This window comes from Pseudomonas sp. GM_Psu_1 (assembly GCF_026544185.1).
Taxonomy (GTDB): Bacteria; Pseudomonadota; Gammaproteobacteria; order Pseudomonadales; family Pseudomonadaceae; genus Chryseomonas; species Chryseomonas oryzihabitans.
The window spans coordinates 73,811-95,048 of sequence record NZ_JALNUX010000012.1 but is presented as its reverse complement, the minus strand read 5'-3'; the positions used below and the strand labels follow the sequence as shown (position 1 = coordinate 95,048).

Here is a 21,238-nt window from a genome sequence, read left to right as displayed (position 1 = left end):
CACTGCTTTATCGCTGTTTCTACCTGCCCCAACCACAACAAGTAATCGCAGGAGTCATCCATGAGTACCTCCAACAATGCGGGACAACTGGAAACACGCGGCATTGAACCGGTGCCGGAACAGGAGTGCAGCGGCCACCCCTTGCAGCTTTTTTGGGTGTGGTTCGCCGCTAACATCAGTATCTTAGGTTTACCACTGGGGGCGACCCTGGTTGCCTTTCAGGGCTTGTCGATCGGGCAGGCATTCATTGTCGCGGTATTGGGTGCCGGCGGTTCGTTCGCCGTGGTGGGTCTGCTGTCCATCGCCGGCCGCCGCGGCCGCGCGCCGAGCCTGACGTTGTCGCGGGCGATCTTCGGAATGCGTGGCAATATTGGCCCTACCCTTGTGTCGCTAGGCTCGCGACTGGGCTGGGAAACGGTCAACACCACCACCGCAGCCTTCGTGCTGCTGTCACTGGTCTCGATCATCCAGGGCACGCCGGTAGAGGCTAAGTCGGCGCCGTTGCTGACCCTGCTGTTCATCTTAGTGTTCGTTCTGTTGACCCTGTGCGTCTCGGGCTTAGGTCACGCCACCTTGCTGGTAATTCAGAAATGGGCGACCTGGGTGTTCGGCGCGCTGAACCTGATCGTGGGCGGTTTCCTGGCGCTGCATATCGATTGGACTGCCGTGTGGGCCGCAACCCCCGCGCCGCTGTCGGCCGTGTTGATCGGTGTCGGGACCATGGCTGCGGGCACCGGTATCGGCTGGGCCAACGCCGGCGCGGACATGTCGCGCTATCAGCATAAAAGCGTAAAGGCCGGTGCCCTAGTGGCTTCGGCGGCCTTTGGCGCGGGTATTCCCTTGGTGCTGCTGATCACCCTCGGCGGCCTGATTTCGGTTGGCAACAACCACTTGGCCTCAGCTGCCGACCCGATCGTGGCGATCCGCGAACTGCTGCCGGCCTGGATGGCGGTGCCGTACCTGATCACCGCCTTCGGTGGCTTGCTGCTGTCTAACAACCTGTCGGTGTATTCGGCGGGCCTCACTACCTTGACCCTCGGCCTACGAGTGAAGCGCGTGCACGCCGTTGTGGTCGACGTGATCGTCATCTTTGCTGGCTCAATCTACTTCATGCTGTTTGCCGACAGCTTCTACGGCCCCTTCATCACCTTCATCTCCCTACTGGCAGTGCCGATCACCGCCTGGGTGGGCATCTTCCTGGTCGACCTGCTGCATCGCCATCGTTACGTGCCAGCAGATCTGATGAACGTCGGCCCCACCAGTGCCTACTGGTACCAGGGCGGCGTTGAATGGCGCGCGCTGGGTGCCTGGGCAGTGGCCATCGTGCTCGGCTTCAGCTTCACCACGGTCAAGACTACTGCCACCAACGTGCTGTTTCACGGCTGGCTGGCAGACTCCTGGTTCGGTCAGAACGGCCTGGGCTGGATTGTCACCTTCGTAATTGCCGGGGGCCTCTATGCCCTGCTCGGCGGCTGCCGTGACCGCCAGCCTTCTACCCTGATGCAAGAGAACCTCCATGCCCGCTAGATTGCTCTATACCGGCCAGGTGATTATCGACCTGGTGATGGCGGTGGACGCCTTACCCACCGCCGGCCAGGACGTGCTAGCCAGCTGCGCGAGCTTCGAAACCGGCGGCGGTTTCAACGTGATGGCTGCCGCCGCGCGCAATGGGCTGGCGACCTGCTACCTGGGGCGCCACGGCAGTGGCCGCTTTGGCGAGCTGGCGCGCCAGGCCATGATCGAGGAAGGGATCACGGTTCTCCTCCCGATCAGCACAGGCGCGGACACCGGTCTGTCGGTGGCGCTGACGGATGCCAGCGCAGAGCGCTCGTTTATTTCCCATGTTGGCGCTGAGGGCGGGTTGGCCGCCGCCGACCTTGCCGGGCTGGTGCCCACGGCTGAAGACTGGATCATGGTCAGCGGCTACAGCCTGTTGCACCCAGGCAAGGCCGAGGGGCTGCTGGATTGGTTGGCGCAGCAGGCCGGCCGCTGCTCGCTAGCGTTCGATCCGGGGCCCTTGGTGACTGGACCGGACGGGCCGTCGATGGCGCGCCTATTACCATGGGTCAGCTTGTGGAGCAGCAACCGCGATGAAGCCTTGCGCTTCACCGCCTCAGACAATACGGAAGACGCCCTGCAGAGACTAGTTGAGCGGTTACCGGGCGATGCCCTGGTAGTTGTTCGCGATGGTCCCGCCGGCTGCTGGCTGGCTCAAGGCGATTGGCGCCAGAGGGTCGAGGGTTTCGCGGTAAAGGCTATCGACAGCAACGGCGCGGGTGATGCCCATGCTGGTGTGCTGCTGGCGGGCTTGGCGCGTGGTCTGGGCAAGGTGCAAGCCGCCCGCCTAGCGAACGCGGCCGCGGCAGTCGCCGTCACTCGGCGGGGGCCGGCGACCTGCCCGGCGAGGGCGGAGTTAGAGGCATTCATGCAGGAGAAGGATACATAACAAAAGCACTGCAGCCCGGCCAGCGATTGTCAGATTTCGTGTGCGGGCGGTTAACGCCCGCCACCTGGCGGACATTGAAATCGCCAGGTTGGCGTCGTGATGCGCTCTTCATACCGGATCGCAAACTAATCCATCGCAGCCTTTCAGTCATTCGCAGCCTTGGCTGAGGAACACAAAGAAGCGGATTGCGAAATCTGGGCCTCGATGCTTCTGCGGCTGCAATCGTCGTATGCCGCTTGCCCCAAGTTCCCCGAGTGCCGCTCCGCTGTTTCTTGGAGCCTTGCGGGCGCGCAGCGCCAGGTAAATCGGCCAGATGATGGCCAAGCTCCGCTCCCCAGTACGCGCTCGACCAGCGCCGGCTTGAAGGCTATCAAGGTGTCCTGAATTCCCTCGGCCGTTATCGAACCTACGACGATGTTTGGGCCTAAGAGAATCGCATGGGGAAGTCTTTTCCGGCTCTACCGACCGAGGCTTTTGACTTCGCTTATCATGCACCTTGAACGCATACAATGCTCAGGCGCAAATTTGCTAATCGCCCCGCGGCAGCAGCGCCTTTACTCGACATAAGCAGCGCCAGCGACGCTGCTTTTACCCCGCCTAGCGGTTGACCGTCTTCGCCGGCAACGCGACGACCAGCAATGAGCTCAGCAACAGGCAGGCCGCGAAAATCCACATTGCCACCTGGGCGCTATGGAAGTGGTCCATCACCACGCCCATCAACGAGTTGCTTACCAGCCCAGCGATGTTCGCCACCGAGCAGGCCAGAGCGAAGCCGGTCGCCGCCGCGGTGCCCTTGAGGAAGGTTGCTGGCAGGCTGAAGAACACCGGCACGGCGCCGATGATGGTCATTGAAGCCAGGGAAAACAGCGCTACGGTAACAATCACGTTCTGGGTGAAGAAGGTGCTTAGGAACATTGCCGCCGCGCCGATAATGAAGGGCACAATGATGTGCCAGCGGCGCTCGCGATGCTTGTCCGAACTGGCTCCGATGGCAAGCATGCCGATCAATCCGGCCAGGCTCGGAATGGCCACCAGCAAGCCGATATCGGCGGGGTTTGAGACCCCGGCATTCTTGATAAAGGTCGGAAGCCAGAAGCCCATTGCGTAGGCGCTGAGCAGGATCGAGAAGTCGATGCCGCCGAGCATCCACACCTTGATGTTGAAGAAGCCGTCGCGGAACGAATGTCCGCCGAGGTTCTCGCTTTCATCCTTGGCTAACACCGCGCTGAGTTCAGCCTTTTCAGAGCTGCTGAGCCATTTCGCGTCGGCAATTCCGTTCGGTAGCACTGCGAAGCACAGGAAGCCCAGTACCACGGTTGGTACTGCTTCCAGCAGGAATAGCCACTGCCACGCAGCCAAGCCGCCGACGCCACCGAAACTGCCCATGATCCAGCCCGAGAGCGGGCTGCCTATCAGACTCGACAGCGGCAGGCCGATCATGAACAGGGCGATGATGCGACTGCGGCGGTACGAGGGGAACCACTGGCTGAGGTAGTACAGCACCCCCGGTAGAAAGCCCGCTTCAGCCGCGCCCAGCAGGAAGCGCAGGGTATAGAACTGCCACTCCGTGGAGACGAACATGGTTAGTCCTGAGAGCAGGCCCCAACTGATCATGATGCGGGCGATCCAAAAGCGCGCGCCGACCTTTTCCAGCACCAAGTTGCTTGGGACTTCGAACAGGATGTAGCCGACGAAAAACAAGCCCGCTCCTAGGCCGTACGCGGTTTCGCTGAGGTGCAGGCTGTCGAGCATCTGCAACTTGGCGAAACCGACATTGATGCGATCCAGGTAAGCAGCCAAGTAACAGAAGCACAGGAAAGGGATTATCCTCCAGATGACCTTGCGATAGCTGTCGTACTCCCCGGCACGCGGCATTTCGAGGGCTCTGGTTTCGCTGAGTGACATGGTCGTGCCTCCTGATTCGGCCGCTTTTCGCGGTGCTACGGGCTGAGTTCGCTGATAGACAGGAAGCAATGGGGTCAGGAGCGGCTCTTATACGGACGCTTACCCGGTGGCCGCTTATTGGATGGCGAGGTAGTCCAGCGCCGCAGCGCGGGAAACCACATCTCCGTATTTATTATCGATGTCGAACAGGTTGGCCTCGTGAGGCGCCTGGTGGCGATCACCCACGCACTCGCGCACCACGATGCCGCGATAGCCGTACTGCACGGCATCCACTGCGGTGGCGCGCACGCAGCCGCTGGTGGAGCAGCCGAGCATGATCAACGTGTCCACGCCCATCGCGTGCAGCATGGGCGCCAGGCTGGTACCGAAAAAGGCGCTGGCATACTGCTTGGTCAACACTACTTCGCTGGGCAGCGGCTGGACTTCGGGGCAGAACGAGGCCAAGGGGTTGCCCTCGACCATGTCCTGCATTACCGGCGCTTTCTTGACCCACATGCCGCCGTCGGCGAAATGCCCGGGGTGGTACCGGATATTGGTGTGGATCACCGGAATGCCCCGGGCCCGCGCGGCCGCCAACAGCGCAACGCTATGGGCCACAGCCTCGACCACGCCTGGTGCGAACAAAGGCGCTCCAGGCGTGGTGTAGCCCTGCATGAAGTCGATCAGGAGCAGCGCGGGCCTCTGCCCGAAGCCGACACGGTTGCCCCAGACGCCGGCATAGTTGTCTTCTACGGTGCTCATGGTGGGCCTCTCAGTAAGCGCCAGACAACAAGGCACCGGCGCCGGGCACAATGCGCTCCAGCTGCAAGGCCTTGAGCATGGCGTAGGTAGTGGCGATGGCGGCGGTGAGCACCGGCTTGCCGGTTTGCGCCTCGACCTTAGCGACTGAGCCCAGCGAGGGCATCTGCACGCACGCGGAGAGCACGATGACGTCCACTTCGGTCAGGTCCAGTCCGGCAACGATGCTGGGCAGTTTGGCCGGATCATGGCGGGCGACTTCAAGGTTGTCTGGAATCTCCAGGGCACGCCACACCTTCACCTCGATGCCTTCGTGTTGGATGTAGTCCACCACCAACTCGGTCAGCGGCTTCATGTACGGCGCCACCAAGGCGATGCGCTTGGCGCCGAGCACCTTGAGACCCTCGACTAGGGCACCAGCGCTGGTAATCACCTTGGCCTGGGAGTCATTGTCCATCACCACCTGCCCCAGACGCTGCTGGGATTCACGGTGGTAGCCGCGTCCCATGGCCATGATCGCCACTAGGCAGGCGTAGCCCAGCACGTCGACGCGGGCATCGGACAGTTCCAGGGCGCAGCGGTCGGACTGGGCGTCCATGGCCGCCAGTTCTTCCTTCTTCACGTGTTTCATGCGCATGCGCGCCGAGTGGTAGGTGAAGCGCTCGGGGCGGATCAACTGGCGCGCGGTAAGCATCGCCGGAATCTCGGTTTCCATGGTGGTGTTCGAACTCGGCACGATCTGGCCGATGCGGTAGACCTTGGTCATGGTGTCTCTCCGAAATCAGCTCAGGGGGTGGCCAAGAAAGGTGCCGAAGGCGATAAAAAAGCCTTCGAAATCGTCCCAGGGAATCATGTGCCCGGCGTTTTCCACCTTCACGGTTTGGATCGATGGCTGCAGCTTGAGAATCTCGGCTTCGTCTTCGGCGCCAATCACGCCGCCCTTACCCGCGATCATCAGCAGGGTGGGCAGCGTGTTGCGCGGGAAGTCTTGGTGGATGTCCACTTCGTGGAAGTCTTCATAGGCCTTGAGAATCGCCGGGGCATAGCAGGTGTGCAGCCATTCGGCACGCAGGGCCCGTTGCTCCTCGCTCCAGGTCGGGCAGAAGGCAAGCATGTCGGCGGCGTCCATGCCTTGAGACGCCTGGGCGATGGAGTCCATGTACCAGGGGAGTTTGCCGGGGTATTCGCGGCGGCCTGGGCCGGACACTGGCGGGTCGATCAGCGCCAGGCGGCTGAACGGCGCCTCGGGATGGCGCGTGGCTGCACGCAGGATGAAGCGCGCGCCCATCGAATGGCCCACTAATAGGCAATCCTGCAGTTCCAGCGCCTCCGCGAAGGCGGCGATGTCGTCGGCGCAGGCGTCGGTGCCATAGTCCAGTTCCGGGCCGGTCGCCGACAGGCCGCGGCCGCGGGCGTCTAGCACGTAGGTATCGAAGTGCTCGGCCAGGCGCTCGGCAACGAAGCCCCAGGTGATCGCCGGGCTGGTGATGCCCGGAATCAGCAGCAGTGGCTGGCCCTGGCCGCCATAGCGTAGGTAGTGCTGGCGGATACCGTTGGCCTGCACGTTAGCGCCGTAGAGAAGGCGGCTCATGCCGCGCTCTCCGATTTGAGCGGATGGTCGAACAGCTCGTAGCCGAATACCCATGAAGGGTCTTCCTGGGTACGTAGCCAAGTATTGGCGTTGGATACCGCCTGCACGCGAGAGGCGCGTTCCTTACGGTTGGCCTCGTACAGCCGGAAGCCCGTGGCGTAGTCGCGCAGACCGGTTTCCATCAGGCAACGGGCGAGCATAGCGCCGTCTTCGATGGCCATGGCTGCGCCCTGGGCCATGTGCGGTTTCATCGGGTGGCAGGCGTCGCCCAGCAGCACCATGCGGCCCTTGCTCCACACAGGGAGCGGCTGGCGATTAAGTAGGGGCCATTTGGTGATGCTTTCAGCGTTCTCGATCAGCGCCTGCACGCTTGGGTGGTAGCCCTTGAACGCATCAAACATGGCCGCTCGGTCGCAGTCGACGAAGCTCGCGTTGCCGCCTTCCCACTCGGCTTGGGGCACGCCGCTGACGAAGTAGTACTCGTCGCGCTTGGCGGTGGTGTAGTAGACCATCAAATGGCGGTCGGCCGACCACCACTTCACGCAGTCTTCGAAGTTGAAATCGTACTTGGCCAGCTTGTGTGCGGGGATCAACGCGCGGTGGCCGACCCAACCGCTGTAGGTGGGTGCTTCGACGCCTAGCAGGTGCTCACGAACACGCGAGTTGATGCCGTCGGCGCCGATTACGATGTCGGCTCGGGCCTGGGTGCCGTCGGCAAATGTCAGCAGCACGTCACTGCCGCTCTCATCAAGGCTGGCCAGGTGCTTGTTGAAGTGCACCGAGCCGGGCTTGAGGACAGTCATCTGCAGGGCATGCAGGTCGCCGCGGTGCACGGTGAGGTAGGCGGCGCCGTATTCCTTGCGGGCGAAGTCGCCCAGCGGGATGCGCGACAGGTACTCGCCGTCCTGGTCGCGGCTAAACCAGAACTCCGGGTGCGAACCCATGGCTTCAAGCTGCTTCTCGATGCCCTGACGGCGGAAGATCTTTAGCACGTTGGGACCCATATGGATCCCGGCGCCTAGCCGCGCAAAGTGCGACGCCTGTTCGTAGATATCGACTTCGAAGCCTGCTTGCTGCAACGAGGCGGCTGCTGCAGCGCCGCCCAGGCCGGCGCCGACGATAGCGATTCGGTGTTTAGCCCCCATGGGCGTCTCTCCTCGAAAGCCGATCTCAAAGCGCGGGATCGGAACGCATTTACAGTGTATGCATCATTATTTTTTTCTGGGAAGAGATTTTTGAGGATGGTCAGAAAAACGGTTCAGGTCTCAGTAACGCCTGTATTGCTAGGTGAAGAGGGCATTTTAGCCATCAAGACCAATTGGCTTGCGCTTTGCAGATGCAGCTCAATACCTTACGCCCCAGGCATTAAATAGCGTATACGTTACATATCTGCACCATCAAAGAGCGCGCCGTGCCTTCGTGGTGCATATCCCGCCCACCGGTTCAGGAGAAAATGCTATGGCTGTCAGCGACGGTGAACTGACCCAGATGTTCGAGCACGTGCTCAAGCTTTCGAAAGTAGATGCCACCCAGAGCGTGGCCATTCTCAAGGCCCATTACTCGAACCCGCGCACCGTACGCGCGGCGATGGAAGCAGCCCAGCGTCTGGGTGCCAAAACCTACGCTGTGGAATTGCCGGCGTTCAATGCGCCGGTTGCCATGGGCAACGACATGACCGCTTATTGCGGCGATACCGCTCTGACCGGCAATCTCGCGGCCCAGCGGGCGCTGGAGGCAGCCGACCTAATCATCGACACCATGATGCTGCTGCACTCGCCCGAGCAGGAGCAGATCCTCAAGACCGGTACGCGCATACTGCTGGCGGTGGAGCCCCCGGAAGTGCTGGCGCGCATGTTACCTAACGAGGCCGACAAAGCCCGGGTGATGGCCGCCGAAGCGGTACTCAAGCAGGCCCGCAGCATGACCGTGCGCTCCCGCGCCGGCACTGACTTTTGCGCCGCGCTGGGGCAATACCCGGCCGTGACCGAATATGGTTACGCCGACGCCCCGGGCCGCTGGGACCACTGGCCGAGCGGCTTCCTGTTTACCTGGCCAAACGAGGAAACCGCGGAGGGCACCCTGGTGCTGGACGTTGGCGATATCATGCTGCCGTTCAAGACCTACTGCCGCGAGCGCGTCACCCTGGAGATCGAAAAGGGCTTCATCACCCGCATCCACGGGGGATTCGAGGCCGAGTACCTGCGCGATTACATGAAGTACTTCAATGACCCCGAGGTGTATGGCATCTCCCATATCGGCTGGGGTCTGCAGCCTCGTGCGCAGTGGACCGCCATGGGCCTGCACGACAAGAACGACGGCATGTGCATGGACGCCCGCGCGTTCTACGGCAATTTCTTGTTCTCCACCGGCCCCAACACCGAAGTGGGTGGCAAGCGCAAGACGCCGTGCCACATGGACATCCCGCTGCGCAACTGCGACGTCTACCTGGATGATAAGGCCGTGGTATTGGCCGGCGACGTGGTCGCCCCGGCAGCTTCCATCGCTCGCTGACCTAGAGCCGCAGGCGTCCGTGACGCGAGGTCAGGACGCGCGGCGGTGACGGGGTTTGAGTTATCGTTAGGCGATTTCCAGCTGCCCCGGACCTGTCTTGCCTATGAGTTCCCCCGATTCCTCCTACGCTTTCGCCGAACAGGTGGGGCACTTGCTGCGCAAGGCTTATCAGCGCCACGTGGCGATCTTTCAGCAGAATGTCGGTGAGTCGCAGCTCACCGCGATGCAGTTCATCACCCTCTGCGCCGTGCGCGACAACGGCCCCAGCTCGCTGACCGAGCTGGTTGCGCTGACTGCCGTGGACCAGGCCACCATCCGCGGTATCGTAGAGCGCCTAAAGGCCCGCGAGCTGGTTGATCTGGGCCATGATCCGCGGGACCGGCGCAAGGTCATCGTGCATCTATCCGCTGCGGGTCGCCTGGCGGTCGAGCGGACCGTGCCCGCAGCTCAGGAGATCAGCGAGCTAACCATGAGCAATCTCAACCCTGTCGAACGGGTTGCAATGCTGTTCCTGCTGCGCAAGATGGTCGCCGATCCGGCGGACCAGCCTGGCTGATCGCGCGCACGATGAGCGCCGGCACTGTCCCGGCGACGCTCCAATCTTCGGCATACCCCGCTCTGCTATCTAGTTGGTACTGTTTTTGCCTTTTGATGTAGTAAGTACTACACGAAATTAGAGAGCGGCATGAACAAACCTCTTTCGTCCACCGCCACGGCCAGCGTCGGTTGCACCGTCAACGGCCTGCCCGTGATCTGCAACGCCATGGCCGACACGCCCTTGCTGTTGGTGCTGCGCAACGACCTTCACCTCAATGGCCCCAAGTTCGGCTGCGGGTTGGGCGAATGCGGGGCGTGCACAGTGATTGTCGACGGAAAGGCCGCCCGCTCCTGTGTACTGCCGCTGAGCGGGGTAGCGAATCGTAACGTCACCACTCTTGAAGGCCTCGGAGACCGTCACCACCCGCATCCGGTGCAGCAAGCCTTCATTGAGGCCCAGGCAGCCCAGTGTGGCTATTGCCTGAACGGCATGATCATGACCGCCAAAGCCTTGCTTGATCGCAACCCCGACCCCAGCGAGGCGCAGATTCGCCGCGCGCTGTCGGCCAACCTGTGCCGTTGCGGCACGCACCTGGAGATCCTAGCTGCGGTGCGCCGTGCCTCCCAGCTTTACCGTGAGAGCCACTGCAATGAATGACCGCACCCTACCTACCCAGGCCGAACTGCTGGAGCGCAATGGCGTGCTGTTGGTGATCGCCGAGATCCAGCCGCCTTCCGGCCTGGTGCCCAAGGGCCAGACTCCGGTGCTCAAGCCCAAAGAAATGGGCCTGTTCATCGCCTTGTGCGACAGTGGCGAATACTACGCTTTCAACGGCCACGTCGACCTTGGCACCGGCATCCAGACCTCACTCGGGCAAATCGTTGCCGAAGAACTGGACCTGCGCCTAGACCAGCTGCGCATGGTGCTTGGCGACACTGCTCGAGCACCGAACCAGGGCGCCACCATCGCCAGCGCTACGTTGCAGATCTCCGCAGTGCCGCTGCGCAACGCCGCGGCCGAAGCACGCCGGTGGCTGCTGATGGCCGCCGCCGAGCGCTTCGGCACTGCGGATCTGCGCATCGAAGCCGGCGTGGTGCATGGGCGCGCCGACCAGGCGCTAAGCTTCGCTGAATTGATCCAGGGCCGGCGCATCGTGCTGACCATTAGCGGCGATGCCCCCTTGAAACCGTTGACCGACTACAAATTGGTGGGCCAAAGCTCGGCGCGTGTCGATATCCCAGCCAAGGCAACTGGCGAGCTGACCTTCGTGCACGACATGCGCGTGCCTGACATGCTTCATGGCCGCGTGGTGCGTCCACCCTACGACGGCTACGACACCGGCGTGTTTGTCGGTACCAGTCTGCTCAGCGTGGATGAAAGCTCTATCGCGCATCTTCCCGGCATCGTCCGCGTGGTGGTGCTCGGCGACTTTATCGGCGTTGTCGCCGAGCGCGAGGAGCAGGCAATCAAGGCCGCCCGTGAGCTTAAGGTGCATTGGAAGCCCTGGCAGCAGCACCTGCCCAACCTCGACAATATCGAACAGGCGCTACGCGACAACCCATCCATAGAACGAGTGGTGCACGATACAGGCGGCGTCGACGCGGCACTGGCCGGCGTCGCCACACGACTGACCCGTCGCTACCTGTGGCCGTACCAGCTGCACGCTTCCATCGGCCCGGCCTGCGCGGTGGCCGATTTCCAGCCTTCCGGCATACGCATCTGGTCCGGCACGCAAAATCCTCACGCCCTACGCGCCGATCTGGCCTGGCTGCTGGAATGCGATGAAGCCGGCATCGAAATTATCCGTATGGAAGCCGCCGGCTGCTACGGCCGCAACTGCGCCGACGACGTGTGCGCTGACGCCGTGCTGCTGTCCCGCGCGGTCGGCAAGCCGGTGCGCGTACAGCTGACCCGTGAGCAGGAGCACGCCTGGGAGCCCAAAGGTACCGCGCAGTTGATGGAGGTCGACGGCGGCATCGACTCCGCCGGCGACTTGGCCGTTTATGACTTCCGTACCCACTACCCGTCCAATGGCGCACCGACCCTGGCGCTGCTGCTAACAGGTAGGGTAGAGCCGGTGCCGGTGGCTTACGAAATGGGTGATCGCACCGCCGTACCCCATTACCGGTATCCCGAGTTACGCGTCAGCATCGAAGACATGGCGCCCATCGTGCGCGCTTCATGGCTGCGCGGCGTGTCGGCGCTACCTAACGTGTTCGCCCACGAATCCTATATCGACGAATTGGCCTACGAGGCCGGCGTCGACCCGGTGGAATACCGCCTGCGTTACCTACCGGACGAACGCGCCGCCGAACTGGTGCGCGCCACCGCCGAGCGTGCGCAATGGACGCCTCGCACCCAGCCAGCGCAAACCTCCAGCGAAGACGGTGTGCTGCGCGGTCGTGGCTTTGCCTACGCGCGCTACATCCATAGCAAATTTCCCGGCTTCGGCGCCGCTTGGGCTGCCTGGGTAGCCGACGTGGCCATCGACAAGGCCACCGGCGACATCACCGTGACTCGCGTGGTGGTCGGCCATGACGCCGGCATGATGATCAACCCGGCGGGCGTGCAGCATCAGATCCACGGCAACGTGATGCAGTCCACCAGCCGTGTGCTCAAGGAACGAGTGACCTTCGAAGAGTCGCGGGTGGCAAGCAAGGAGTGGGGTGGGTACCCGATCCTGACCTTCCCGCAAGTGCCCGAAGTCGACGTGATGATGATGCCGCGCCAGAGCGAGCCGCCACTCGGCGCGGGCGAGTCGGCTTCGGTGCCCAGCGCCGCAGCTATCGCCAATGCGGTGTTCGATGCCACCGGCATTCGTTTTCGCGAGCTGCCGATTACCGCCGAGCGGGTGCTTGCGGCGCTCAAGGCCGCCGAACCAAAGGACCCGATCGGGCTACCCTATGCCGCACCGATCAAGAGCAAGAAAAGCAAATGGCTGTTCGGCGGCTTAGCAGGGCTGTTCGGCACTGCAGTAGGCCTGGGCATCAGCGCCATGCCCTGGCGCGCCGAGATCGCCGCAGTTACGCCGCCACCAGCCGGTACCTGGAGCGTTGCCACCTTAGAGCGCGGCCGGCAACTGGCTGCCGCCGGTGACTGCGCCGTGTGCCATACAGCCCATGACGGCGTGACCAACGCCGGCGGCCTGTCCATGGATACGCCATTCGGCACTCTGTACAGCACCAACATCACCCCGGATGTCCAAACCGGCATCGGCAACTGGTCATTCGCCGCCTTCGACCGTGCCATGCGCCAAGGCATCAGCCGCGATGGTCGGCATCTGTATCCGGCATTTCCCTACACAGCCTTTCGCAATATCAAGGAAGCCGACATGCAGGCGCTGTACGCCTACCTGATGTCGCAGCCCGCAGTGCCAAGTACGCCGCCAGCCAACCAGATGCGCTTCCCGTTCAACGTGCGATCGCTAATGGCCGGCTGGAACACCCTGTTCCTCAAGCAGGGTGAGTATCAGGACAATCCGGCCCGTAGTGCCCAGTGGAACCGCGGCAACTACCTAGTCAATGGCCTGGGCCACTGCGCCGCCTGTCACTCACCACGTAATGTGCTGGGCGCGGAGCAAGGCGGGGCGAAGTTCCTGTCTGGGGCGATGGTCGATGGCTGGGAGGCGCCAGCGCTGAACGGGCTGTCAAAAGCGCCGACGCCCTGGACCGAAGATCAGCTGTTCGCCTATATGCGCACCGGGTTCAGCGCCGAGCATGGCGTGGCGGCCGGACCCATGGGGCCGGTGGTCAGCGAGTTGTCGACGTTGCCGGATGATGATTTGCGGGCGATCGCCAACTACCTTGGTAGCCTTGACGGCGAGCCCACCGCGCAAAGGCAAATTACCGCGGTTAATGTGCCAGCGCCGGCCGACCTGGCCAACGGTCGGCGAGTGTTCGAAGGCGCCTGCGCCGGTTGCCACAGCGCCTTGAACGGAGGCCCCGAACTGTTCGGCGTGAGTCCGTCCATGGCTGCCAACACCAACGTGCACAGCGATCGGCCCGACAATTTGATCAAGGTCATCCTGCAAGGCATCGGGAATCCGGCGGTCAGCGATCTGGGTTACATGCCGGCGTTCAAGGACAGCCTCTCCGATACCCAGGTCAGCGACTTGGCGTCCTACTTGCGCAGCACCTTCGCTGCCGACAAGGCGCCATGGCCGCCGCTGGTCAAGCAAGTCGCCTGGCTACGTGCCAACCCAGGCAGCCACTGAGCTACATCAGCCGGCGGCCAGGCCGCGCAGCACCTGGTCGCAGACGTAGTCTAGCCAGCTCTCGCGGGCGCCCTTGTTGTCTAGGTCTGCGCCGAGGAACGCCGTCAGGGTATGCAGATTGGAGTTGTAGAAGTAGCACAGCGAGGAGATCAGCAAATAGGTATGGACCACGTCTACATCGGCGCGAAACAGCCCCTTGGCCTGGCCAGCCTGAATGATTGGCGCCAGGGTATTGAGCGCCGCGCCTGAAAGCGCGAGCAGGTGGGACGACTTGCGCGAGTGCTTGCCCTTGTGCAGGTTTTCACTGTTAAGGATGCTGATGAACTCGGGATGGCAACCGTAGTAATGCCACACGAAACCTACTAATTGCTGCAGTGCAGCGACCGGCTGCTCGAGGTCGAAGCGCTGGCGGCTTTCGGCCTCGTTGAAGTCGGCATAGACGCCCTCAAGCACACGGATAAACAGCTGCTCCTTGCTCTTGAAGTAGTAATAGATCATCCGGTCGTTGGAGTTGGCTAGCCGCGAGATCTTCTCGATGCGCCCGCCGGAATAGCCATCTTGGCTAAACACCCTGGTGGCGGCCTTGAGAATTCGCGCGCGGGTTTCCTCGGCTTGTTGGCTGCGCAGCCCGGAGTTAGGAGTGGCCATGGAGGTCCGGTGGCTGAATGTGCTTGGCGATTGTACGCCATGCGGGGTGATTGGATCAGACGTACCCAGACCAGTTGGGTAGGATTGTGTTCTTGGAAGTGGTGTAACTGGACGAACCTAAGGGGCCCTACGGCCAGAAGCGAACGTCGACAAGCGACCGCTACCGACCCAAAGCTGCCGTTGGCATAGGGCAGCTAGAGGGCAATAGCGGCCTGTGGCGGGAGCAACCGCCCTAAAGGTGTCATTACCGGCTCAGGGCTATGGACTTCGTTTGCTACTTTGCGCTGCTGCTATCACCCGGTCTGGCGGAGTCGGCACAGCTTCTGCGCTTCCAAACCAAGAGTTGTGGATTCGAGTATTTTGGACGCGCACCATACATCAGTACCTGAGTGCATCGAACCCACATTAGTTAGGAGGGCCAGTACGCAATCCGCTTCCTCAAACCACCAAGTTGTCGAGCTAAACCCCAGCACATTTCCGCCGTGACCGATAATGGAGCCATAGGCCGTAGTCGCACGGAAAATACCCAGGCCCATTTGCTTGCCCGAATGGGCGGGAAGCCACGTAAGCATCTGCTGATTCACCTCAGATCCAAGCAGCCGCCCAAACTTTAATGCTGTCATGAACTTAATGATGTCTGAGGCTGTAGATACAATGCCTCCTGCAGCCCACTCAACAGACAAATTACTGGAAGAAACGTCCAGTAATCCCGGTGCTACAGCTTTGTACGAAGATGCAATACCAGCTGTTTTAAAAAAAGGAGGTGTAGCCCAATGGTAACGCCTCGACATGCTCTGAGGGCGCTTTTTTGCAACGCCTTCTAGCTCAGTGGCATCCATCCCTAATGGTTTGAGGATGCGCTGCTCCAAGACGTCTTCAAGCGGTTGGCCGGTCACTTTTTCTACTAGTAAGCCTAACAGTGTGTAATGGGTATTGGAATAATGGAAGCCCTTCCCCGCCTCTAATATTGGTCTCGCCCCTCGGACGTACTCCAATGGCTCTGCGCTCGCCCAGCGTTTGCCAGGAGTAATGCATTGGCCTCTACCATTTCGAATCCAACGTGGGTCATCCTCCCAACTAGGGATACCGCTGTAATGACTTAGCAGCTCGCGGATTGTCGTCGCCTCAGCGTTTGGAATTCGGTACAGCACGTCCAGAGAAAGGTGCTGGCCCAAGGTATGATCGAGCGATATTCGTTGTTCCTCGACAAGCTGCAATATGACGACCGCCACGAACACTTTGGTGATGCTACCCACTCCAAAAACGCATTCGGGACATGCCAATGTCTGTCGTTCAAAGTCGGTATAACCTGCGGCTCCCTGCCACACTAGGCCACGACTATTTCCAATGGCCATCGCCATGCCCGGGACTAATGCTGGAGCAATTTCGTCAATCAACGCTTGAAGTCTAAGATTGCTAGTCATCGCTTGGCCCCTAACAAATAAGCGATATTACCGTACCTTCGCAGGGTGCGTCGCCTAAACCCTAGGTGCTACTAAGCAGTCGAGCACAGATCCTACAAGCCATCAAAGTTTTATGGCTTCGTTATCCGCTACGAATGGCTGCTTTTGGCCGATTGCGGTCCTCTGCGAAGGGCAGCTATGGGTCGATTGCTGCCATTGGCTGGTCCGGCTTAGGTATGTCCGGAATGCCGCACCAATTTCGGAAATTGAGGCAAGGCCTGCGGGGGAGCTGCCACCTTGCGTTCTGAAAAGCTGTGTCAGGGTGAGCAGCAGATATCAACCAGGAGCCTCACCATGACCACCGAAATCCTCCCCTCCCCTACCACCGCTACAGCACCAGGTACTGTCGTACCGGGCCGCCTGGTCTTTCATCGCGAAGAGCCCGCCCGCTTCGGTGCCATCGAAGTAATGAGCCAGGATGGCCTGGTAAAGGGCCTGTCGATGAAGCAACAGCAGATCCTGCCGTTTGAGCCGGAGGCGCTTCTCACCGCTGCGCAGCTAGCCGGCGTCATCATCGATCTCGTCGGCCAAGCGGCAATACCGGCGAACGCTGACCAGTTGGCGGCCTACGCGCGTACTTTGGGCGAGGCCTATGGCGCGCACAGCCAAGCGGGCGACCTTGCCGTCGGCGACTTCGCCTTCTATCACGAGGATCCGGATGCATACGGGCCTCTCGCCATCCAGGCGATTGCCTCGAAGGTCACCGCCTACAGCAAGTACAAGGAGCTGGAGTTGGACTTCGACCAGGCAGATCTGAGCACTGCCGACCAGCTGGCTGAGGAGCTCATCAGCGCTCTCGCCATCGAAGACGCCGAGCTGCGGCATTTAAGGGTGTCAGCTCGCGCCAAAGCCCTGGCCGCGGCTTTCGCCAGCTAGCCTTCCTAGCTGACTACAGCATCCGCCTTCACCAAGGCCCTTCTCGTAGGGGCCTACCCTCTTGGATACCAATCTCGCCGGCGCCTGGCGAGTTGTCTCGCATCCTCCCTACCACCGTGCGGTGCCGCGTTTCGCTATCGCAGGTCTGCGTTCTGCGTGTAACGCTCTAGCCATCGTAAAGGGATCCGGGTGTGCTCCCAGGTACCTGCGGCAGCACCAGCTGCAGCTGGTCAGGCAGCGCGCGCAGTCGCTCGGCGTTTTTCTTTAACGCGAGCCACAGCCTCTCCGGCTCGTCCCATGACGCCAACAGCTGGCAGACCTCCCGCCAGTTGACGGTGCCCAGACCCGTGAAAGGGAGGGATTTGGTGCTGCGTTACTCACGGTCTTTGCGATGGTGAATCGGTGGCTACATGTGCGATCTTGAGAGTGGAGCACTGTCCGGTGAGGCGGACCTGGTTTCGGCTAGTCGCTATTCAGACCAGTCGCAGAAGAAGCAACGGGCTGCAAGGCGAGATGATTCATGCGGCAATCCATTTGTCGTATGCATACGACAAACTAGGTACGCAGGGCCAGTACCGGTGCTGGAGCAGAGCTGACTCTCCTTTGTCGTATGCATACGACAAATCATAAGCAGCCGTCTTAGTGTCGGTACCGCTGTAGCTGCCGGGAGCACAGGTATAAACTCTGTCCGACGCCGCACCTTTACCTACTATCTGATTTCGCATCGCACGGCCGAGCTTTCGTAATGCCGCGATGGAAGCCTTCCATTGGCTTGCCGTGCTCCGAAACGCTGCTATACCAGCCGCCTATCAATAGCAGCAGTACCAGAGCAAGTCACCTTGGCAACCCGGCCAACGCTTAACAGCCCTCAAGCCTATACTTGCTTACGTAAGCGCTTACGCACTTAAGCACTTGCCCGCATGCACCAGGGCTATCTAGACGGTGTACATCGCAATGCTGGCAGACGTCGTAGATGAGCGCGTACGTCCTTTACACGTTGGACGCCGCCGGAGAACGCTCGAACCGGCGCCGCGCCTCGGACAGCATCGAGAGGCTGAGCTTGCGGACCTCGATCTTGCTCTGCTCGATATGAGCCCTCAGCATCAGCAGGGTGTCCTCGCGCTTGCGCAGGAGCAGTGCCTTGAGGATGCTCACGTGCTCGTTGTAGGTCTCCTCGATGCGGGCGCGCTGGGAGAAATCCAGGCGTCGGACGATGCGAATGTGCTCCGTCACCTCGCGGTGCACGCGCAGCATTTCCCGGTTGCCCGTGGCGGCCACCAGCCCACTGTGAAAGGCTTCGTCCAGTTCGGCGACCGTCTGCATGTCGGTGTGGCGCTGGTCTTGCGGCACGATCCAGACCTGGCACAGGGCTTCCAGCATTTCCGGCAAGTCAACCAGTCCGCAGAGCCGATCCACGGCGGCAGATTCGAGCACGATGCGCAGGTCGTAGAGCTCATCGATACGGGCGAAGTCGAGCGGCTTGACCATCCAGCCGCGGCGGAACTCCACCTCCAGATAGCCTTCACGCTGCAGACGGTACAGGGCGTCGCGGACCGGCGTGCGCGACACCTGGTAGCGCTCGGCGATCTGCGTCTCGGTGAAGCGATCATGGGGCAGCAGATAGAAATCGAAGATTTCCTGCTTGATTCTCAGGTAGATCTGCTCGCCCAGGGCGTTGGTCTGGAACTGGGTCATGGGTTATCCCCGGGCGTCCAAGGTGTCCAGGTCGATACTGACGTGGGCGGCGACGACCTTCCACTCCCCTTCCAGACACAGCCAGGTCTGCATCTGGCGTCCGACCCGTGCGGTAACGCCATCGCTGAATTCGGTGCTGACGGTGGCGCAGTCCTCGCCGAAGGTGGTGATCACCGTGTGGTGCAAACGTCTGCCCGCCCCGACCGGTTGGCAGAGCCGTCGATACGCGGCGATGGCCTCGCTGCCATAGAGATTTTCCGCCACCCCGAAGCGCACCGTGTGGGGCGACGACCAGAAGTACCCGTCGAGCGTTTCCAGCTCGTTGGCGATCAGCGCCCGCTCGTAATCGCGAAAGGCCGCGGTGACCGCGGCCACTACCTCGGGAAGATTGATCGCGGAAACCGATGTCATGGTGTGTCCTTGTACAGAGCGGCCTCCAGGGCCGCCAAAGAGGCCGTCCGGCCGACGATGCCGCCCTGGGCGACGATCATGTCCAGTGTCGCGCGTTTGAACGCCGGGAAATAGCTTTCCGTGGCCTCCTCGATCAGCAGACAGCGATAGCCGCGGTCATTGGCTTCGCGCATGCTGGTCTGCACGCAGACCTCGGTGGTCACCCCGGCGAACACCAGGTGACTGATACCCCGGGCTTGCAATCGCTCGTGCAGACCGGTCGCATGGAACATGCCCTTGCCCGGTTTGTCGATCACCCACTCGCCCTCGACCGGCGCGACCTCGGCGATGATCTGGTTGCCGGGTTCGCCACGGATCAGGATGCGACCCATCGGCCCGGGGTCGCCGATACGCAGTCCAGGCAGGCCATGGGCGTGCTTGGCCGCCGGGCAATCTGACAGGTCGGGAAGATGGGATTCGCGGGTATGGACCACCACCACGCGGTGTTGACGGGCCAACGCCAGCAGCCGCTGCACCGCCGGAACGATGGCCTTCAGCGGCGTCACGTCGTTGCCCAGCGCCGCGCCGAAGCCGCCCGGCTCGATGAAGTCCCGCTGCATGTCGATCACCACCAGCGCGGTGCTGGCCGGCTCGAAGGTGAAGGCGTCGGGATGGGCGTTCACCTGGATCATACTGCCTCCGCCTGCGTCGCACCGCCGGCCATGTGATGACCCAGCACGGCCCGGTCGCCCTGGGCGCTGGTGGTCTCGAAGCCAATATGGCCGTCGTGCATCACCAGGATGCGGTCGGCCAGTTCCAGCAGCTCGTCCAGGTCTTCGCTCAGCAGCAGCACCGCCGCACCGGCATTCCTGGCCGCGACGATCCGTTGGTGAATGAGCGCCGCCGACGCGAAGTCCAGTCCGAACACCGGATTGGAGACGATCAGCACCGCGACCCCCTCGGTCAACTCCCGCGCCAGGACGGCGCGCTGGACGTTACCTCCCGACAGGGTGCCGATGGGCCGTTCCGGATCGGCCGGCGTCACCTGGAAGCGCGCGATGAGCGCCTGCGCCTGGGCACGGATGGCGCGGCGGTCAAGACGCCAGCCCTGGCGGCACAGCGGTGCCTGGTCGAAATTTCTCAAGGCCAGGTTCTCCGCCACGCTCAGGCTGGCGATGCAGGCATTGCGCAGCGGCTCCTCCGGCAGGCTGTAGAGGCGCAGGTCCTGCATCTCGCGGCGGGTGGCGTGATAGCGCTGGCCGTTCACCCGGATCTCGCCGGCACTGGCCTTGCGCTGCCCCAGCAGGGCCTCGGTGAGCTCACGCTGGCCGTTACCGGAAATCCCGGCGATACCCACGATCTCGCCGGGGCGTACGGCGAGCGACAGCCCGCTGACCGCCAGCGTCCCCTTTGCGCCTGGCACATCCAGCTTAACCACCTCCAGGCGAGGTGCCGCCTCGATCACGCCGGACCGCTCGAGCTTGGCCGCGGCGGCGCCCGCCTCGCCCATCATCCAGCTGGCCAGGAATTCGGGCGAGGTGTCCGCAACGGGCGTGCTACCTACCAGCCGGCCCTTGCGCAGGACCGTGACGTCGTCGGCGAAGGCGGTCACTTCACGAAACTTATGGGTGATCATCAGCACCGAGATGTCTCCTCGATGGGCCATCTGCTGCATCAATCCCAAGACTTCATCGGCCTCCTGGGGCGTCAGGACCGAGGTCGGCTCATCGAGGATGATGAGGTGCCTTTCCAGGTACAGCTGCTTGAGGATCTCGAGCTTCTGTTTTTCACCCGCCGCCAGGCTGCTCACGGGACGCTCTAGGTCCAGGCGGAACGGCATGCCCGCCATGAAAGCGACCAGCCGCTCGCGCTCTCGCGACCAGTCGATACGCCAGCCCAGGTCGCCGCGCGACAGCACCAGGTTTTCCGCGACGCTGAGCCCCGGAGCCACGGTGAAGTGCTGATAGACCATGCCGATCCCGAGGGCGTGGGCATCCCTTGGCGTGCGGATCTGTCGCTCTCGGTCGTTCACCAGGATCGCCCCTTCGTCGAGCGGGCCATAGCCGACGATGCCCTTGACCAGGGTGCTCTTGCCCGCGCCGTTTTCGCCCAACAGGGCGTGCACGGTGCCGGCCCTGACCTTCAGGGAGACCTCAGCCAGGGCGCGAAAACTGCCGAAGGTCTTGCCGGCACCGATGATCTCTAGGTCCAGGGCGCGCATGGC

General features: G+C 62.1%; 19 protein-coding genes. 7 read left to right on the top strand and 12 right to left on the bottom strand.

Annotated elements, in window-relative coordinates:
- Positions 1–60: 60 nt before the first annotated feature.
- Both OXS31_RS18855 and OXS31_RS18850 read left to right on the top strand, forming a co-directional pair.
- Positions 61–1,527, top strand: coding sequence for a cytosine permease (locus OXS31_RS18855; RefSeq protein WP_267401343.1), 1,467 nt, complete (start codon positions 61–63; stop codon positions 1,525–1,527).
- A complete protein-coding gene (locus OXS31_RS18850; protein ID WP_267401342.1) occupies positions 1,517–2,446 on the top strand; it encodes a PfkB family carbohydrate kinase in 930 nt (309 codons plus the stop codon). The genes OXS31_RS18855 and OXS31_RS18850 overlap by 11 nt, the downstream gene beginning before the upstream one ends.
- Positions 2,447–2,593: 147 nt before the next feature.
- Here OXS31_RS18850 and OXS31_RS18845 read toward each other — a convergent pair whose 3' ends face one another.
- From OXS31_RS18845 to OXS31_RS18820, 6 genes are all read right to left on the bottom strand, one after another.
- Positions 2,594–2,770 (bottom strand): hypothetical protein, encoded by a 177-nt coding sequence (locus OXS31_RS18845; RefSeq protein WP_267401341.1) that lies wholly within the window; start codon positions 2,768–2,770, stop codon positions 2,594–2,596.
- 273 nt (positions 2,771–3,043) lie between these two features.
- Positions 3,044–4,321: an MFS transporter gene (locus tag OXS31_RS18840; protein WP_267401384.1), complete on the bottom strand. Its 1,278-nt coding sequence runs from the start codon at positions 4,319–4,321 to the stop codon at positions 3,044–3,046.
- A 144-nt stretch (positions 4,322–4,465) separates the two neighbouring features.
- Entirely contained in the window at positions 4,466–5,092 is a 627-nt protein-coding gene (locus OXS31_RS18835) for an N-carbamoylsarcosine amidohydrolase (protein ID WP_267401340.1), read from the bottom strand.
- A gap of 10 nt (positions 5,093–5,102) precedes the next feature.
- Positions 5,103–5,855 carry an Asp/Glu racemase gene (locus OXS31_RS18830; RefSeq protein WP_267401339.1) on the bottom strand — a complete coding sequence of 251 codons (753 nt, stop codon included), beginning with the start codon at positions 5,853–5,855 and terminating at the stop codon, positions 5,103–5,105.
- 15 nt (positions 5,856–5,870) lie between these two features.
- The gene (locus tag OXS31_RS18825; protein ID WP_267401338.1) at positions 5,871–6,680 is read right to left on the bottom strand and encodes an alpha/beta hydrolase; all 810 of its coding nucleotides are present in this window, start codon (positions 6,678–6,680) and stop codon (positions 5,871–5,873) included.
- Positions 6,677–7,825 (bottom strand): FAD-dependent monooxygenase, encoded by a 1,149-nt coding sequence (locus OXS31_RS18820; protein ID WP_267401337.1) that lies wholly within the window; start codon positions 7,823–7,825, stop codon positions 6,677–6,679. The genes OXS31_RS18825 and OXS31_RS18820 overlap by 4 nt, the downstream gene beginning before the upstream one ends.
- Before the next feature lie 313 nt (positions 7,826–8,138).
- Here OXS31_RS18820 and OXS31_RS18815 point away from each other — a divergent pair, with 313 nt between their 5' ends.
- From OXS31_RS18815 to OXS31_RS18800, 4 genes are all read left to right on the top strand, one after another.
- On the top strand, positions 8,139–9,191 hold the full coding sequence (locus OXS31_RS18815) for a 2,5-dihydroxypyridine 5,6-dioxygenase (protein ID WP_267401335.1): 1,053 nt from the start codon (positions 8,139–8,141) through the stop codon (positions 9,189–9,191).
- Positions 9,192–9,294: 103 nt separating this feature from the next.
- The gene (locus tag OXS31_RS18810; protein WP_115946970.1) at positions 9,295–9,747 is read left to right on the top strand and encodes a MarR family winged helix-turn-helix transcriptional regulator; all 453 of its coding nucleotides are present in this window, start codon (positions 9,295–9,297) and stop codon (positions 9,745–9,747) included.
- 129 nt (positions 9,748–9,876) lie between these two features.
- Positions 9,877–10,386 (top strand): (2Fe-2S)-binding protein, encoded by a 510-nt coding sequence (locus OXS31_RS18805; protein ID WP_115946969.1) that lies wholly within the window; start codon positions 9,877–9,879, stop codon positions 10,384–10,386.
- Positions 10,379–13,942, top strand: a complete 3,564-nt coding sequence (locus tag OXS31_RS18800; protein ID WP_267401333.1) for a molybdopterin cofactor-binding domain-containing protein — start codon at positions 10,379–10,381, stop codon at positions 13,940–13,942. Before OXS31_RS18805 ends, OXS31_RS18800 begins: the two co-directional genes overlap by 8 nt.
- 6 nt (positions 13,943–13,948) lie before the next feature.
- Here OXS31_RS18800 and OXS31_RS18795 read toward each other — a convergent pair whose 3' ends face one another.
- Both OXS31_RS18795 and OXS31_RS18790 read right to left on the bottom strand, forming a co-directional pair.
- Positions 13,949–14,590 carry a TetR/AcrR family transcriptional regulator gene (locus tag OXS31_RS18795; RefSeq protein ID WP_267401332.1) on the bottom strand — a complete coding sequence of 214 codons (642 nt, stop codon included), beginning with the start codon at positions 14,588–14,590 and terminating at the stop codon, positions 13,949–13,951.
- Between the two features lie 293 nt (positions 14,591–14,883).
- Positions 14,884–16,014 carry a serine hydrolase domain-containing protein gene (locus OXS31_RS18790; protein WP_267401331.1) on the bottom strand — a complete coding sequence of 377 codons (1,131 nt, stop codon included), beginning with the start codon at positions 16,012–16,014 and terminating at the stop codon, positions 14,884–14,886.
- A 333-nt stretch (positions 16,015–16,347) separates the two neighbouring features.
- Here OXS31_RS18790 and OXS31_RS18785 point away from each other — a divergent pair, with 333 nt between their 5' ends.
- Entirely contained in the window at positions 16,348–16,929 is a 582-nt protein-coding gene (locus OXS31_RS18785; RefSeq protein WP_267401330.1) for a hypothetical protein, read from the top strand.
- 990 nt (positions 16,930–17,919) lie between these two features.
- Here the strand turns inward: OXS31_RS18785 and OXS31_RS18780 are convergent.
- Genes OXS31_RS18780 through OXS31_RS18765 form a run of 4 tightly spaced genes read right to left on the bottom strand, consistent with a single transcriptional unit; the run spans position 17,920 to position 21,235 of the window.
- On the bottom strand, positions 17,920–18,624 hold the full coding sequence (locus OXS31_RS18780) for a GntR family transcriptional regulator (RefSeq protein WP_267401329.1): 705 nt from the start codon (positions 18,622–18,624) through the stop codon (positions 17,920–17,922).
- Positions 18,625–18,627: 3 nt separating this feature from the next.
- The gene (gene hpxZ / locus OXS31_RS18775) at positions 18,628–19,035 is read right to left on the bottom strand and encodes an oxalurate catabolism protein HpxZ (RefSeq protein ID WP_108576163.1); all 408 of its coding nucleotides are present in this window, start codon (positions 19,033–19,035) and stop codon (positions 18,628–18,630) included.
- The gene (locus OXS31_RS18770; protein WP_267401327.1) at positions 19,032–19,706 is read right to left on the bottom strand and encodes an isochorismatase family cysteine hydrolase; all 675 of its coding nucleotides are present in this window, start codon (positions 19,704–19,706) and stop codon (positions 19,032–19,034) included. The genes hpxZ and OXS31_RS18770 overlap by 4 nt, the downstream gene beginning before the upstream one ends.
- Positions 19,703–21,235: an ATP-binding cassette domain-containing protein gene (locus tag OXS31_RS18765; RefSeq protein WP_267401326.1), complete on the bottom strand. Its 1,533-nt coding sequence runs from the start codon at positions 21,233–21,235 to the stop codon at positions 19,703–19,705. The genes OXS31_RS18770 and OXS31_RS18765 overlap by 4 nt, the downstream gene beginning before the upstream one ends.
- Positions 21,236–21,238 lie beyond the last annotated feature (3 nt).